The sequence below is a fragment of the Marinomonas sp. NPDC078689 genome, assembly GCF_044542435.1.
Taxonomy (GTDB): Bacteria; Pseudomonadota; Gammaproteobacteria; order Pseudomonadales; family Marinomonadaceae; genus Marinomonas; species Marinomonas arenicola.
Genome location: NZ_JBITUJ010000009.1, coordinates 1 through 15,787, shown reverse-complemented (window position 1 = coordinate 15,787; position 15,787 = coordinate 1). Strand labels below are relative to the sequence as shown.

The following is a 15,787-nucleotide window of genomic DNA, read 5'->3' as shown; positions in this document are numbered from 1 at the left end:
CAAAAAAAATCAATCTAAACCCTCTAGTATCAACGGACTCCCTTTCGAAAAGAAAGCAGGGGATTTTTCGCCAATTATTTTAAATAAATATTTTGGTTCTAACCCATAACCAGGCCTAATGCTTTTAACATTCTCATGAGTAAACACTTCACCCTCAGCTACATCTTTTACAACATAGAGCGAACGCCTAAATATCGCATTGCCTTTCTCACTCTCTTTACGATCATAATTCACTTTACCAAGAGCTTTCCAAGAAATTTTACTATCTCGGCATAATTGCATTAGTTCTGGCTCTTCCAGTGAGAAACTGTCGTCTGGGCCGCCACCGTTTCTGTCTAATGTGACGTGTTTTTCTATTAAACAAGCCCCCAATGCTACCGATGTAATAGCTGTTGTGTTATCTATTGTATGATCAGACAAGCCTGTTAAAACATCAAATTTGTTTGCCATATCAGGTATGGTAGCAAGATTATAATCTTCCGATGGAGCAGGATAACCACTTACACAGTGCAACACTACAAGCTCTTTACAACCTGCGTTTCTAGCGGTTTCAACCGCCTCACGGATTTCATTTTCATTAGCCATACCAGTTGAAATGATCATTGGCTTTCCGGTTTTAGCAACATATTCAATCAACGGTAGATCAATTGCTTCAAAAGAAGCAATTTTATAAGCGGGCGCATCTAAGCTTTCTAGTAGATCAACCGCTGTGAAATCAAATGGCGAACTGAATATTGTAATACCTAGTTCTTTTGCTTTATTAAAAAGAGGTTTATGCCACTCCCACGGCATATGCGCTTCTTCATATAAATCATAGAGTGTTCTACCGTCCCATAATCCTCCCTTAATTAAAAATTCTGGATTATCACTTTTCATTGTAATAGTGTCAGGTCGATAAGTTTGTAGCTTAATGGCATCAGCCCCAGACCTTTTAGCCATTTCCATAATTTTATAAGCATTTTCTATACTACCATTATGATTAGCTGACATTTCTGCGATAATATAAGGTTCATAGTCAGACCCTATTCTTTTATTATCTATCGTTATAAACTTGTTCATAGTAACCTCACTCTATAGGCTGTCGAATGTAATGTTCTTCATTAATTTTAATATAGCCAGCACCACTAAAAAGCGCTTGAGATACTACATTCTCTTTTAGTACAACAGCATTTATGATAACACTTGGGTGGAGTCGATCTAATAGTGCTAATGCTTTCTTTGCTATCCCTCTACCAAAATAGTTTGGAGCAATGAATATTGAAATCGTGTAGATATTTTTAGCTGTTAGATCCAAGCGGATAACACCTACAGGATCAGCATTGCCCTTAATACTCTCTTTATATTCGATAACGTAAAAGTAATTATCATTCTCAGATAATTTTCGTCTCATCCACTCTTGATGCTCTAAAAAACTTGGGGGCTCTTTATTTAAAGCATATCGCCTCGTTTGAGGCGCACACTGCCATTCGAAAACCAAAGAAATGTCAGCTAGTTCAGCACATCTCAATTCTAATGAAAAATTAAAAATAGACTCTACATCTTCCATAATTCTCTTAGTGCCTAATCCATCGCATAATTTAAAATTAGTTATTTTCATCTTATGATAATGGGTCAGCAACTGGTTATATGAACTTTTTAGTTTTTTATCTATTAAAGAAATATCCAACTGGAGTGAAGCACCAACATCAACTAACGTCGAGCAAATAGCACGCTGATTTTCTGCTAATGGAACCAAAATACTAGGAATCCCCAAACAAGCTCGCTCCCATGAGGATGACCCTGGTGCCCCGATTGCAACATCAAACATAGACATAAATTCAGCCATATTCTCGACAAAATCTATGTGTGTAACCCAATCCTTTTCTTTCTCTGAAAAAAATTTAATCTGTTGATAATGAGGCGCTCTGGTGCTCAGCAAGACAGTAGTAAGAGGAGGTTCTACGAAGTCACGCTTTAACGCTTTTAATACTTTCAAGGTTGCATTAGGCCCATCTACTCCGCCCATTGAGAGCAATACATGATGCCTCTGCCTTTCTTTATTAGACCTCTCTAGGTTAATGGAATGATACTTAGCAAAATCAGGATGAATAATGGCATAATCTGTACCTGTTAATATAAGTGACACAGGGTGGGATCGAGTGTATTCACTCGGTTCTCTTAACAAGGTTTGATCTATAATCAGGTCTGCTGAGTGCTCCCTTACCAAATCATCAATAACCATGATTTTACAAGGATATTGTAACTTGATACGTTTATGCCACTTAATACCTATCCCATAATGATCAACGACAACCAAATCAATATTATTTAGCTGAGCTATGCACTCTTCTGCATCTTCTATTTCATCCATTTGTAGCCAAGCAGCATAGTCTGACGTGGTTTTCGGAGTACTCCAACGTTCAGGCTGGCTCAATTTATAAACAGGAAAACCACGTCCTGTAATAACTTCTATAAGATCACCCTTCTGTGGTCGCGTTAAAAACATAACATTATGACCTGCTGCTCGAAGTGCATCAGCTAACACTAAACAACGCATCACATGTCCACTTCCTATGTGTAAGGATGCATCGGTCCGAATAACAACGTTTAACATTCAAGGGCTCTATACAAGGCTTCAGCTAATTCCCAATCTTCTTCAGTATCTATATCTTGCACTCTTTTTCGTGGAAGCAGCACGACCTTAGAAGTAGGGCTAAATATCGCTTTTTGGTCTAAAAATGCATGGGCTTTACCCCAATAAAATTGACCAGCATCATGATAGGCTTCCTCTAAATCCTGTGAGCGTGTATTTAAATATTGAGGTTGAAACATATGTACTCGGTGTGCAGTGTCTAATTGAATCGCTCTCTGTATAGGAAAAGCATAACTGGTAGCACTAAATACATAGTCTACACTCTCTTCCTTCAGCGCAATCAGGCCTTTCTGCAAGCTTGTTACCTCGATAAAAGGTGCAGTAGCATAAATACAGCATGCATTTTCTACTTTAATATCATTAAGCTGACACCAAGTTAATGCATGTGAAATAACATCTAATGTCGTTGCGTAATCATCCGATATATCAGCTGGCCGGATAAAGGGTACTTCTGCACCATAGCTCTTTGATACTTCAGCAATCTCTAAATCATCGGTCGAGACAATTACTTTATCAAAACAGCAACTCGCTAATGCTGCTTCTATTGAATAAGCAATCATAGGCTTACCATGAAATGTCTTTATATTCTTTCGTGGTATACGTTTACTGCCCCCACGGGCTGGTATAATGGCTACGTTCATTTCGAGACTTCCAGTATAGCGGTTAACTTACTTATAACCTCATCTTGTTGCTCATAAGTCATACTATGAAACAAAGGTAAGGAAATCGCATTACTATAGTAGCTTTCTGCATGCGGAAAATCACCTAGAGCAAAACCCATTCTTTGATAGTAAGGCTGAAGATGAACAGGAATATAATGAACATTTACACCGATGCCACTTTCCCTTAATTCATCAAAAACTTCTTTGTGTGTTTTTGAAATCTCATTAAGTTTTAAGCGAATAACATACAAATGAAACCCGGAGTAAGTGTTAGCTAATTGGTATGGTAATATGATGGGTAGATCAGAAAGCTTATCGTAGTAGCGATCTGCTAATTGATGACGCGCAGCAACAAATTCCACTAAGCGCTTCATCTGAGACACGCCTAAAGCAGCCTGTAATTCGGTCATTCGATAATTAAAGCCTAAATCAATCTGCTCATAATACCAGCTGCCATGAGAAACATTTTCCATTAGATTTTCGTCACGTGTAATCCCATGACTACGAAATAATGCCATTTTATCAGCGAGCGTTTTGTTATTTGTGAGCGCCGCCCCACCTTCTGCCGTTGTCACAATTTTAACCGGATGAAAGCTAAACACTGTGATATCGCTGTATTCGCACGAACCAATGGGTGTATTTGAATATCGCCCACCGATTGCGTGAGAAGCATCCTCAATGATTTTAAAACCGTACTCAAGCGATAACGCATGAATCGCCTTCATATCACAAGGCTGACCACATAAGTGAACAGCGACAACAATCTTCGGCAGTGTTGCTGTTAATTTTGCCAACTCTAACTTTGACCTCAAAGCAACAGGACAAAGGTTATAAGTGGCAGGATCAATATCAACAAAATCCACCGATGCACCACAATACAAACCACAGTTTGCCGAAGCAACAAAAGTAATAGGGCTGGTCCACAATATATCACCCTTGCCCAACTCTAATGCTAAACAAGCAATGTGTAATGCTGACGTTGCACTATTAACCGCAAAAGCATACTTTGCGCCTGTTACATTTATTAAAGACTGCTCAAACGCAGGAACTTGTGGGCCTTGCGTTAAAAAGTCCGAAGCTAATACATCAGACACGGCATCAATGTCTGCCTTTGTAATATCTTGCTTGCCGTACGGTATCATGATTTGCTTTCTCTACATTTGAAACGATGGATCAACATGCTCTTTAACTAAGGCGCGCAAGCTATCAACAGTTTCCCACTCAGTATTTGTGCCTGAGTTATACTTAAAGCCGAATGGTACTTTTTGTGCATTATGATGATCAATAAACTGCTCTTGGGAGTACATATAAGAGACTGACGGCAAAATAGCGTATTTATCACCTAAGTCGATGGTGTTAATAGAATCGGTTTCCGTCAACATTTCTTCATGTAACTTTTCACCTGGGCGAATACCAACAACCTCTGTTTTACACTCTGGCGCAATGGCTTTAGCAACATCTAGAATTTTATATGATGGAATTTTAGGAATAAATATTTCACCACCCAAATGATGACCAATCGCGAACATCACTAGGTCAACACCATCCTGTAATGAAATATTGAAACGCGTCATTTCCTCATGCGTAATAGGCAATAAGCCTTCTTCTCGCTTACTTAAGAAAAAGGGAATAACAGAACCACGAGACCCCATTACATTACCGTAACGAACCACACTGAATTTGATATCTCTTGAGCCTTTCATATTATTTGCAGCAGCGAACAACTTGTCTGATACAAGTTTGGTTGCGCCATATAGGTTAATCGGTGCGCAAGCTTTATCCGTTGAAAGTGCTACCACATCTTTTACACAACACTCTAATGCAGCGTGAATGACATTTTCTGCACCATCAATGTTGGTGCGAATACACTCAGTAGGATTATATTCTGCAGTGTCTACTTGCTTAATCGCAGCCGCATGAATAATTACATCCACACCTTCACATGCTTGCTTTACACGATTTCTATCACGCACATCGCCGATAAAGAAGCGTAACTGTGGAAACTTTTGTGGAGGATAATTCAACCGCAACTCAGACTGTTTTAACTCATCACGGGAAAAAATAATAATCTTCTTCACATCAGGATAGCGAGTTAAAATTGTCTCGATAAACTTCTTACCGAATGACCCAGTGCCACCAGTAATCAAAATACTTTTGTTGCTTAACATTGTTCAAACCTTTTATATAGAATACTTAAATTAAGGTAGTTTTTTTATCGAGTTAATTATATCATCCGAAAAAGTAGCTAGCTGTTTTTCTAGACCCAAAAATTTATGGAAGCCGAGCACCTCATCTTGTGAAACCAAGGATATAATTTGATCGACTGGAGAAACACCAACCGCATATCGATTAAATCCAAACTTACCCATAAATTTTTCTAATAAACCTCTTGGCTGGCAATAACTTGGAACAGATATCTTTCTATTGATCGTCAAACCATAATCACAACCTCGACCATCTTGCTCTAAAAGATATGAATATACCCCTCTTTTTAAGGATGATACATGTGCATGCACTCTATAACCAACATGCAAATCTGCTGAGTCATAAATAGATAAACCTTTATCTTTATCCTTAAAAACCTCTATATATTTCAAACCACTCCTATTAACATACTCTTTAATAGCTGCGTCATTCCCATGTAATGCAACAACAATCTCCGCATCATTATATTTAGCTCGCAATGCAAGAACCAATGCATTAAAGGACCTAAGATACAATTTCGAGTGATGCGGGTCAGATATTACTATCTTATTAATTTTTTTTCCTTCAACAAAAGATACATCCTTATACCTTTGATTAAAAAAAGCAACATCACCAGAAAAAACAACATTACTTAAGCCAATACTTTCACAAAAAAACTGAGTTAAATACCCTCGAGTGGTAAAAAAAATAGCGTTTCTATCTAAAGACAACAGCTGCTCTTTTGTTTCATTACTAACATAATTCAACACACTCTTTTTAACACAGGAAACAGGGATAGATGTTCCTGCCGAAACAACAGCCAATGGAATATTTTCTTTAAGAAGATTTTTTAAAAATGGGTATTCTTTAACACTCATATTAGGCCTTATTGCTAAACACGCAAAAACAACAGCATCAGCATTAAACACACGCTCCTTTATATTTTCCCAAGAGTCCTCTCTCCAGACAATATCAATTTCAACATTGGCACCTTTCGTGAATTTGATCACATCTATTAGAGCAGATGTGATCAATTGATCCCCAATATTTTTAGAACCATATTCTGGATATGTACTAACAATAATATACTTTTTCATAACTAACCTTAAAAATTAATCAATGAAACTTTTCAGCTTAACTCTGCCATTTTTCTAAATCGTTCATTTTTTTCTACCAGCTCTTGATAAGTTCCCTGATCAACAACCTGACCTTCATCAATAAAAAATATTTGATCGCATTTTTGTACCGTTTTTAATCTATGCGCAATCATAATGATGGTTTTTTGACCACTAAAGTCATGAATTGCTTCCATGATGAGTTTTTCAGTTATCCCATCGAGAGCACTGGTTGCCTCATCAAAAACCAGCACTTCTGCTTCATGATATAACGCTCTAGCTATACCAATACGCTGCCTTTGCCCTCCAGAGAGTTGGACGCCTCGCTCACCTACTTTCGTGTGTAGGCCGCTTTCTAGCCCATCTACAAGCTCATCCAAATGCGCGAGACTAAGCGCCTTATTCACTAGATCAAGGTTTATGTCATCTTCAGAAATACCAAAAGCAATATTTTCTGCAATAGAACCTTCAGATAGAAAAATGCTTTGTGGAACAAAACCTATAATGTTTTGCCAAGCCCTTAAATTTCCCTTAGATATAGCTACCCCATCAATTTTCACTTGACCGGATTGAGGCGGTATAAGACCTAATAAAATATCAATTAATGTCGATTTCCCTGAGCCGGATGAACCTACAATTCCGATCACACTATTAGATTTTATAACCATATTAAGCTGATTAATTACTAATTTTTCTTTACCAGGATAGGAAAAAACAATATTTTCCAATGCAATGCTATCACTCAGCAACAATTTACTAGTGGACTCACTATCCCCCCCCCCTTGATCAATTGAATCTACTAAATCCTCTCGAATTGACTCAAAGGCAGAAACATTTCCCTTTATTCGGGCTACGCTATTATAAATCTGCTGGAATGCAGGAAGCAGCTTAAAGCCTGCCAATGCGTACACCGAAATAATAGGTAAAACAGCACCAAGTGCTCCATTATGAGTTTTTACTAAATACAAAACTAGTGAAATCATCCCACTAAAAGCAACAAGCTCCATTAGATATTTTGGAACTTGGGATAAAGCATTATTAACTCCTTGGCTTTTTGCAAACACCTCGCTGGTTTCGGCAAAGCGCTTAATGTAATCTTCATCTCGACCTAACAAGAGAACGTCCTTAACCCCACCAAAACCTTCATTCATCAACCGAAAACGCTGTTCATATACTGTAGATAGGAAGCGACCATTACGCAGGAGCACCTTGCGAACTAACTTATATAAAATAATGTAAGCTATAGCGAAAGTAGTTAGGCCAATCATTGCAACTTTTGGGTCGTATGAAAATATAGCCACACTCATAAACAAAGCTAATATGATGCGCGCATTCATCTGCATAAGCGGTTGAACCACCTGTATGGTTACTCTCATTGCTTCAGTCGCTATTTTCTTTGTAAGTTGGGCACTACTGCCCGTTGCATGAAAAAGCCAATCCTGCTTGAGGTAATGGGTATAAAGCCTATCTCCTAGCTCAGCCCCAACTTTTGTCGCAAACATAGAAAGCTGCCAAGTTGTGATCATCGAAATCAAAGCCGATAGAAATAATGTAACTAAAACCCCTACCCCTACCCAAAACACAAAATTAGCAGGAGATGTAATACCACTAAATTGATAAAATCGACTGATGATATTTTCTCTTTCCAAAATTGTCATATCACCGACTAACGCCATGAAAGGTGCAATTGAAGCCACTCCAACAATCTCAGAAAATGCCATCGCTACAACCAACACTTGTAATATATAAAACCGCTTTCTTTGGCTCGGTGTTAATAATTGAAAAAGCTCTCTTAACATTTTAATCATTCTGACAATCAATTCCTTTAGAATTCTGTTATTTGATATAGTGTATTAACGTCCATAACGATCACTGAAGCGCACGATATCGTCTTCTCCCAAGTAACCACCCGATTGCACTTCGATCAGTGCGAGTGGAATTTTTCCTGGGTTTTCTAGGGCGTGTACGACACCCACTGGAATATAAGTGGATTCGTTTTCTGTCAGCAGTAACTCTTTATCACCAAGCTGCACTTTGGCTGTACCCGATACTACGACCCAATGCTCAGCTCTGTGGTGATGCATCTGTAGGCTCAGTTTTTCACCTGGTTTCACTGTGATGCGCTTTACTTGATGGCGATCACCAAGATCCACTGTTTGATATGTCCCCCAAGGGCGATGTACCGTGGTGTGATGCATGTGTTCATCACGGCCTTCTTCTTTTAGTCGCTTCACCACCTTTTTGACATCTTGGGCGTTATTTTTGTCCATCACTAATACAGCATCGGCCGTTTCAACAATGACAAGGTTATCTACTCCAACCGCCGCGACTAAGCGAGATTCAGCTCGCACTAAACAGTTGTTTGCGTTTTCTGCCATTACATCACCCAGTAGCACATTTTGCTCTGCGTCTTTGTCGGCATAATCATACAAGGCATCCCAAGCGCCTATGTCGCTCCAATCACCAGCATAGGGAACCACTTTGGCATTCTTAGTCGGCTCCATCACTGCGTAATCTATAGACATTTCGGGACAAGCGGCAAAGGCGGCCGCATCAATACGCACAAAGTCCATGTCTTCGCTTCGACCTTGATAAGCCACCTTCACTGCCTCTGATATATCACGACGATAAGTCGCCAGTTCAGATAAATACGCCTTTGCTTTAAACAAAAACATACCACTGTTCCACAGGTAATCACCGGAATCTAAATAAGACTGAGCGGTAGTTTCGTCTGGTTTTTCCACAAACTCCGCCACGGCAAAATCAGCGCCTGAGCGAATATAGCCATAGCCAGTTTCTGGTCGAGTTGGTTGTACACCAAATGTGACAAGGCCATTGCTCGCTGCAAGATCCGACGCCTGCTGAATAGCTTTTTCAAAAGCTGAAACATCACGGATAACATGATCGGCTGGCAGCACCAGTAACAAAGCATCATCTAAGCCCTTGTGCTGTGCTTCTAGTGCGGCCAAGGCAATGGCTGGTGCGGTATTACGCCCTTCTGGCTCAAGTAGAATACTTGCTTGAACCACCCCTATGTCTTGTAATTGCTGAGCAATTAAAAAGCGATGAGACTCGTTACAAACAACTATAGGGGAAGAAAAGGCGAAGAACTCCGTGCGTAACACGGTGTTTTGTAACAGACTAAAATTGGCGTCGACCAAGGGCAAACATTGCTTAGCATAATACTCTCTAGACACAGGCCAGAGACGACTGCCCGAGCCACCAGATAAAATCACGGGGATGATTTTCATTGAGTATAAAACCGTATAACCATCTGGTGCAGGTTAACCATGTTGGCTGACCTCTGGGGCGATTTCGCTACTGATGGCGGCTTCTTCACGCAATGACTCAATCTCTAATGCTAACGCTTCATGCTCTTGTAGCTTCTTATGGAGAAACTTACGAGTGAGTCTTGCCTTAGCCTCAATCCCTGTCGGCGTGAGCAGATATAAGTACTTAGCCTTATTGGTGCTTCTTTTGAAGTTACCGGCTTTTATCAAACCTTTTTCAATTAAGGCTTTTAAACAAAAATTCGTTTTTCCAAGGCTAATCCCCAAGCGCTTAGCTAGCTCGCGCTGGCTAAGGTCAGGGCTATACTGCAGCTCTTTTAGGATTTTGTAACGATATTCATCAGTTAGCATAGTCAGCAATCTTGAAAAATGAGGCTAATATATGAACGAAAAGGAGAAAGAAGAGTGTATAAGCTAGAAAAACAATAGCATCAACGATTACCTAATCCATACCACTTACAGTGCGTTCATCAGGTGAACAATGTTAAGGCACCATTCTTTAAATTGCAAACAATATGAACGAAACTGCGCGAAGCCTCCTCTTTTTTGAGTGATTACTTTAATATCGATGAGTCAAAAATCACTTTCAGAAAGCAGTTACTTTTATCAACTAAATGTATAATTTCATCCATAATCAACGAGTCATTTGAACTAATATTTTAATATAGATTTAGAAGAGGTAATCAATTATTTCTTCAAAAATGCAAAAAAATCAATTTCGACATGACGTGTTGCATAATAAAAAATAACACAATTCTGCAAAGCAACAAAAAATGCCGTTGATATTGCAGACCCGATTACCCCATAATAAAAGCTCATTATAGTGGTTAATATAAGATATATTGGAGAAGTACACAATATAATATTTCGGAACACTCTTTCGTTCCCAGTCATTGTTAACAAATATCCTACAGACCCTGTTACTAGGTTTATAAATTGGCCTATGGATAAAATAATTAACAGTATTGACCAATCTTTAAAGCTCTCACCAAAAAGACCCATTATATTTTGTGAAAAAACAACAACTAAAAAAATCAGAGGGATTGAAATAAGTAACAAGAATCTAGTGCTAACAGAAAAGAGGTTCTCTAAAGAAGTGAAGTCCTTTTCTTTATAATACTTAGCAAACCTAGGGGCAACAATGACATTCACAGCGGTCAACAAGAAGCTTATCAATAAAGATGTCCTTTGAGCTGCTAGAAGAAACGCTACTTTATCTGGTGTTTCAAACACACCGATAATCAATGGAGAAAACCACTGAACAAGAATTGATGAAAAGGCAACGACCCACATTGGTAAGCAACTGTTGAGTACTTCCTTATAGACTCTTTTATCAAAATCGAACTTATTGCTACTCTTAAACCAAAGAAGTAATGCTAAGGTAAGTGATAAGGCTAAAGACGTCTCATAGAAATAAGCGACACTAACTTCATCATTGTAAAATAAAAATATCAAAGAAATCAGTGTGAACGGTGGAATTACATTCAAAAAAGCCAGACCTAAAAAGTGTTTCCTTTCCCCTTGAAATGATATGCCGACTATAGTCAAAAGCGCCAATAGAATTGATGCAGGCAGCATTTCTTTTATATAAAATATTTTTTCAGAACCTAGCATTCTAAAAGCATAGTCCCACGATAAAAAAACATATATAAAAATGCAGATAGTTACAGATAAAATGAAAGAAGCAACTAGAGAAAACGTCAAAATTGAATTAGAAACAGACCGACCTAAACCAAATTGCGCTCCTATCATTTTCAATAATGTATGATCAAGCCCAAACCGAGAGATCGTTGAGATAATCATCACTATTGAAAAAGAGAAGAAGTAATAACCACTATCTGTAGCACCAAGTTTTCTAGCAATTAAAATAGTTGAGAAAAAGCCTAGAAAACTGCCTAGTATTTTAAGAAAAAAACTACTAAAAACCTGTTTCAATAGTGTATTTTTAGCCATAGGCAACACCAGCTTCATACTAAACCAATCTTAAACTTATGCTTTATCATAATGTAATAGAAAGACAAAAAATGCACAATCAACAAGAAATTAAAAGACCTAGTCCTTCTTTGATAGTCATGAGTAATAGAAAGACAATCAGACAACATTGTTTTCTTATTTAGTTTTATCTTAACTCTATAACAAAAGTCGAAATCCTCTGGGCCATAAAATATTTTTTTATCATAGCCACCGACTTCCAAAAAGTCTGACTTTCTAAAAATCTGGTTAGCACCGAGCACATAGTCCACAACAATCGGGTAATCCGCACAGGAAAAATCGATATCATCCATATGATGATGTTGATGGATTTTATCAAAGAACTTGATTTTTCTGAGAAAACTTAATCTTGCACTTAAAGGCTGTAACCACCCAGGAAAACGACGACAAGATTGTTGAAAAGAGCCATCTGAATTTAAAAGCTTAAAACCTAAAACACCAAGATTCTTCTCTGTAGAAAAAATACCATCTATGGTTTTTCCTATGTCACACTCTTCAAAGAAAAAGGCATCATTATCGAGTGTCATTACATATTTACCATTTGACATTCTAGCTCCTACATTTCTTGCAGGTCCAACGCCAATATTCTCCTTCAATAATTTGTATTTCATGTTAGAGAACTTTTCTTTCATCAAGTCCGCTGTACCATCACTCGACCCATTATCAACAACAACAACTTCATCCTTTTCAGAGTCAATTACTCTTTCAACACTTTTTAAACATCTTTCCAGAATTCTCTTTTCATTCCAAGTAATAACAACAATACTGAGTCTAGTGTTTTCTTTAAGCGGCATTTTCATTTCCAGATAGATTATTTTTAGGGTCGTATAAGCAATAAAAGCAGAGAGGCGTTAGAATATGCCATAAATTAAACATATTCGCGCCTACACCAAAGACCAAAAATGTAGAGAATATTATAAACTTCTTTATATTTAAAACTGACACTCTAAACAAACTAATCATAAGAAAAGCAAACATCACTCCACCTAACAACCCAGAAGAAAAGGCTTGAATAAAAAAGCCATCTAGTGGGACTGATGATTCCCAACGCTTAACGGAGACATCATCGGCAAGTTGTTTATTATTTTTTATACCTACAATAAGCTTGTAATATTCACCTCTATCTATTGCATCACTGTACTCATTAAAGATTCCTTTACTTACCAGATCACGAGAAGAATAAAAGCTTTTCTTATCCTCATGCATGAACATTGATAAAAACAAGATGAACTGGCAGAACAACAATAAACAAACAAACACTTTTTTAACTACGTTTCTTTTAAATATAAATTCAAACCAGAGTAAGAAAACAGAAAGCATTATCACACGACTGGCGGTCAAAAAGACCAAAAAAGAATTTAATGACAAGTATAATTTTCGATAATCAATACTTTTTCTATAGATAAAATAAACATACATGCAAACAGAGAATTCAGCCAAATGGAAAGGCGTTACAAAACCTAAGACATATCGCCCTAACCACCTATTATGTGAAGTTTTAACCACCCCATAAACATCAAATAAGGACAGCAATATAAAAACGGCAGCAATCAATGCAAACATCTTAATAGCGACAGAGAAACTTTTTCTAATTGAAGCACTGTGTGACAGCAGAAACATCAACACCACACTCAGAAACAAATCTTTAACTGGGTATTTTATTGTTATAGCCATCAACACAAAAAACACGAAAGTGCAAACTAACTTCCTCCAGTCTTTCTTAAAGAAGGAAAATGAATAGAAAACCCCAAACACTATAAAAAACAACGTTCCTATTTTTGATAAGTACCCAAACCGAATAAAAAAAGCATTAATCCATATAAGGTTAAAACTCAACGCAGACAAACACACAATACCTTTTTCTAACATATCAAACCATCTTATCCATGAGGCTTTGCTTAGTTGATACAGAAACATCTATTGCTTTAGGATATGAAATATTGACCAAAAATTCATTTATGTAAGCAACAGCATCTTTATATTGGAAATCTTTATATATAGTTCTTCCTAAAAATTCACAAGACCTCTTCTGTAGAATCGCTTCCAACCCGACATTACTATTAATTGTAATGACTTTCTCTGCCTGTTCTATTAAAGTTGGAGTATCAATTTTGCTAGAGAAATACACACCTTTAATAAAGCGATACTTTCTAAATATCCTTTTGACTAACCTAGCGTCACGTTCTGCCGGGTGAAATTTAATAATCACATTTCTTTTTGATTCCAATGCATAATTAATCAACCCGTCCACATCAACATCCGAATTAAACATCAACTGCGTATCATTAGAAACCTGCAATGGAACAAAAAAATAATCACCCTGTAAGTCGTTAAATTCTTTATTAGAAACTGTATTATATTTATTTATATATTTTTTTGCTGAGAGAGAAGAAAAGAGGACATTAGCCTTATGGCTTAAAGAATATGATTTAAAGTAAATGCAATTGTTAAAAAACACTCCCTTAAGGTCAACAATCCACGATAATAGCTTATCATTTATTGTCATTTTTGCTTGAGGGGGTGGATTTTTTTTATCGTTCCTAAGGGCCGAGTAGTCAAAGGTAGAATATTCTTCCCCTCCTATAAAACGATTTTCCATCAAAGTAGACTTCGCGTTCACCCCTTTTTCATCAACAAACATTTTTCCTGGAAAATTACCTACTTCAAAAAATAAGGTTTTTATACCTTCGTAGTAACTCATGAGGAATTTATCGACTAGTCCCTCTCCATTAAAAAGCCAAAGTGCATCTGGTGTAATTTTCTCTCTTTCAATTAATACAACAATAGAAGAAATTAACGTCTTAGCTTGTTTTTTATTAACATGCCCTTTAACAAAATTAGAGGATGATAATAAATTTTTATTGAACAGATCTGGATCTATAGATAAGCCATGCTTATCAAGCAGATAACATTTCACATTAATCTTTGAAAGGTTTCTAAATATTGAATATTTATCCGTAAAAAAGATAAAATCACACTCTTCAAAAAAACCAGATAACGAAGTAAAAAAAACCGTTCTTTCCATATTCTCTAAATAAACTAAAACTTTCATTTCTTTAATGTCTCATATAATTCATAATCATCTTTATAGATTTTCTTGATCTTTTTCAATTGGAGATCACTCAACAAAATTTCTTCTTTGCTTTCAGTTTTATTTATTACCTTCAAATCATTAAAAACATCAACACCAAAGAATCGGCATACATCAGAGCCAAACATTTCATAATCGATAAGATAATCAACAGCTAAAGAGCCATCAATATATAGAAAAGAAGATTGTGTTCTAAAATGTATATGCTCTAAATTAATATTTCTGCTAGAGTAAAGATGTTCCAGTAGATCATCGAAGCTAAAGTTATTAAAACCTACCTTGTCAATATACTTTTTATCTTTTAGACTTCTGCCACCATTTTTCAGAAAATTATAAGCAGATAATAATCTACTGATAGGATCCCTTAGCACTGCATACTTTTTCAGTTCATAAAACTTTTTAGGGTTTGTTTTATAAAAGTCATAAGCTCTCCAGTGTCCTATATCTTGCCGCCCCCATAATGCATTTGCTAATGCATTACCTCCTGTTTTAGGGATATGGATTATAATTATTTTAGAGTCAGATGCTTTTAAGTATGGGTCTCCATACTTAACTTTTCTAACTAAGTTACCAATCATATTTCTACACCTTGTATGAGATATTAGGTAAAACTCTGCGCAGTTTTATAAAATAATTTAATCTAGAAAACGATATTAACTAACACCGAAAGGATAAATGATAATCGTTAATATTTGTAAGTGATGATTTCTACATTGTTACTATATGCTTAAATTCAGATAATAAGTGCGACACTGCTAATCAGGTGTAGAAGAAGCCAACTGCTGAAGTTGGTATGATTCTTCTTACCACAGAACAAAGCA

The 15,787-nt window shown here is 36.9% G+C and carries 14 protein-coding genes; all 14 read right to left on the bottom strand.

The window, feature by feature from the left end:
• Positions 1-9: 9 nt before the first annotated feature.
• Complete coding sequence (gene pseI / locus ACIGBN_RS14210; RefSeq protein WP_396666175.1) at positions 10-1,059, bottom strand: pseudaminic acid synthase; 1,050 nt, start codon at positions 1,057-1,059, stop codon at positions 10-12.
• A gap of 7 nt (positions 1,060-1,066) precedes the next feature.
• Complete coding sequence (gene pseG / locus ACIGBN_RS14205; protein ID WP_396666173.1) at positions 1,067-2,593, bottom strand: UDP-2,4-diacetamido-2,4,6-trideoxy-beta-L-altropyranose hydrolase; 1,527 nt, start codon at positions 2,591-2,593, stop codon at positions 1,067-1,069.
• A complete protein-coding gene (gene pseF, locus ACIGBN_RS14200) occupies positions 2,587-3,273 on the bottom strand; it encodes a pseudaminic acid cytidylyltransferase (RefSeq protein WP_396666171.1) in 687 nt (228 codons plus the stop codon). The genes pseG and pseF overlap by 7 nt, the downstream gene beginning before the upstream one ends.
• Positions 3,270-4,436: a UDP-4-amino-4,6-dideoxy-N-acetyl-beta-L-altrosamine transaminase gene (gene pseC / locus ACIGBN_RS14195; protein ID WP_396666169.1), complete on the bottom strand. Its 1,167-nt coding sequence runs from the start codon at positions 4,434-4,436 to the stop codon at positions 3,270-3,272. Before pseC ends, pseF begins: the two co-directional genes overlap by 4 nt.
• 12 nt (positions 4,437-4,448) lie before the next feature.
• Positions 4,449-5,462, bottom strand: coding sequence for a UDP-N-acetylglucosamine 4,6-dehydratase (inverting) (gene pseB, locus ACIGBN_RS14190; RefSeq protein WP_396666167.1), 1,014 nt, complete (start codon positions 5,460-5,462; stop codon positions 4,449-4,451).
• A gap of 30 nt (positions 5,463-5,492) precedes the next feature.
• Positions 5,493-6,575 carry a polysaccharide pyruvyl transferase family protein gene (locus ACIGBN_RS14185; protein WP_396666165.1) on the bottom strand — a complete coding sequence of 361 codons (1,083 nt, stop codon included), beginning with the start codon at positions 6,573-6,575 and terminating at the stop codon, positions 5,493-5,495.
• Positions 6,576-6,607: 32 nt separating this feature from the next.
• Positions 6,608-8,401, bottom strand: coding sequence for an ABC transporter ATP-binding protein (locus tag ACIGBN_RS14180; RefSeq protein ID WP_396666163.1), 1,794 nt, complete (start codon positions 8,399-8,401; stop codon positions 6,608-6,610).
• A 45-nt stretch (positions 8,402-8,446) separates the two neighbouring features.
• Complete coding sequence (locus ACIGBN_RS14175) at positions 8,447-9,844, bottom strand: mannose-1-phosphate guanylyltransferase/mannose-6-phosphate isomerase (RefSeq protein WP_396666161.1); 1,398 nt, start codon at positions 9,842-9,844, stop codon at positions 8,447-8,449.
• 33 nt (positions 9,845-9,877) lie between these two features.
• Complete coding sequence (locus tag ACIGBN_RS14170) at positions 9,878-10,234, bottom strand: MarR family EPS-associated transcriptional regulator (protein WP_396666159.1); 357 nt, start codon at positions 10,232-10,234, stop codon at positions 9,878-9,880.
• Positions 10,235-10,570: 336 nt separating this feature from the next.
• Complete coding sequence (locus ACIGBN_RS14165; protein WP_396666157.1) at positions 10,571-11,836, bottom strand: oligosaccharide flippase family protein; 1,266 nt, start codon at positions 11,834-11,836, stop codon at positions 10,571-10,573.
• Positions 11,837-11,850: 14 nt separating this feature from the next.
• Positions 11,851-12,669 (bottom strand): glycosyltransferase family 2 protein, encoded by an 819-nt coding sequence (locus ACIGBN_RS14160; RefSeq protein WP_396666155.1) that lies wholly within the window; start codon positions 12,667-12,669, stop codon positions 11,851-11,853.
• Complete coding sequence (locus tag ACIGBN_RS14155) at positions 12,659-13,744, bottom strand: hypothetical protein (protein ID WP_396666153.1); 1,086 nt, start codon at positions 13,742-13,744, stop codon at positions 12,659-12,661. Before ACIGBN_RS14155 ends, ACIGBN_RS14160 begins: the two co-directional genes overlap by 11 nt.
• A 1-nt stretch (position 13,745) precedes the next feature.
• The gene (locus tag ACIGBN_RS14150) at positions 13,746-14,927 is read right to left on the bottom strand and encodes a hypothetical protein (protein WP_396666149.1); all 1,182 of its coding nucleotides are present in this window, start codon (positions 14,925-14,927) and stop codon (positions 13,746-13,748) included.
• On the bottom strand, positions 14,924-15,544 hold the full coding sequence (locus ACIGBN_RS14145; RefSeq protein ID WP_396666147.1) for a sulfotransferase family 2 domain-containing protein: 621 nt from the start codon (positions 15,542-15,544) through the stop codon (positions 14,924-14,926). The genes ACIGBN_RS14150 and ACIGBN_RS14145 overlap by 4 nt, the downstream gene beginning before the upstream one ends.
• Positions 15,545-15,787: the final 243 nt, after the last annotated feature.

What these genes read in the sequence shown, in the direction of transcription:
- ACIGBN_RS14145 (WP_396666147.1), bottom strand. Translation starts at nt 15,544, where the DNA reads ATGATTGGTAACTTAGTTAGAAAAGTTAAGTATGGAGACCCATACTTA.
- ACIGBN_RS14175 (WP_396666161.1), bottom strand. Translation starts at nt 9,844, where the DNA reads ATGAAAATCATCCCCGTGATTTTATCTGGTGGCTCGGGCAGTCGTCTC.
- ACIGBN_RS14155 (WP_396666153.1), bottom strand. Translation starts at nt 13,744, where the DNA reads ATGTTAGAAAAAGGTATTGTGTGTTTGTCTGCGTTGAGTTTTAACCTT.
- pseB (WP_396666167.1), bottom strand. Translation starts at nt 5,462, where the DNA reads ATGTTAAGCAACAAAAGTATTTTGATTACTGGTGGCACTGGGTCATTC.
- pseG (WP_396666173.1), bottom strand. Translation starts at nt 2,593, where the DNA reads ATGTTAAACGTTGTTATTCGGACCGATGCATCCTTACACATAGGAAGT.
- ACIGBN_RS14160 (WP_396666155.1), bottom strand. Translation starts at nt 12,669, where the DNA reads ATGCCGCTTAAAGAAAACACTAGACTCAGTATTGTTGTTATTACTTGG.
- pseI (WP_396666175.1), bottom strand. Translation starts at nt 1,059, where the DNA reads ATGAACAAGTTTATAACGATAGATAATAAAAGAATAGGGTCTGACTAT.
- ACIGBN_RS14165 (WP_396666157.1), bottom strand. Translation starts at nt 11,836, where the DNA reads ATGGCTAAAAATACACTATTGAAACAGGTTTTTAGTAGTTTTTTTCTT.
- ACIGBN_RS14185 (WP_396666165.1), bottom strand. Translation starts at nt 6,575, where the DNA reads ATGAAAAAGTATATTATTGTTAGTACATATCCAGAATATGGTTCTAAA.
- pseC (WP_396666169.1), bottom strand. Translation starts at nt 4,436, where the DNA reads ATGATACCGTACGGCAAGCAAGATATTACAAAGGCAGACATTGATGCC.
- ACIGBN_RS14180 (WP_396666163.1), bottom strand. Translation starts at nt 8,401, where the DNA reads ATGATTAAAATGTTAAGAGAGCTTTTTCAATTATTAACACCGAGCCAA.
- ACIGBN_RS14150 (WP_396666149.1), bottom strand. Translation starts at nt 14,927, where the DNA reads ATGAAAGTTTTAGTTTATTTAGAGAATATGGAAAGAACGGTTTTTTTT.
- ACIGBN_RS14170 (WP_396666159.1), bottom strand. Translation starts at nt 10,234, where the DNA reads ATGCTAACTGATGAATATCGTTACAAAATCCTAAAAGAGCTGCAGTAT.
- pseF (WP_396666171.1), bottom strand. Translation starts at nt 3,273, where the DNA reads ATGAACGTAGCCATTATACCAGCCCGTGGGGGCAGTAAACGTATACCA.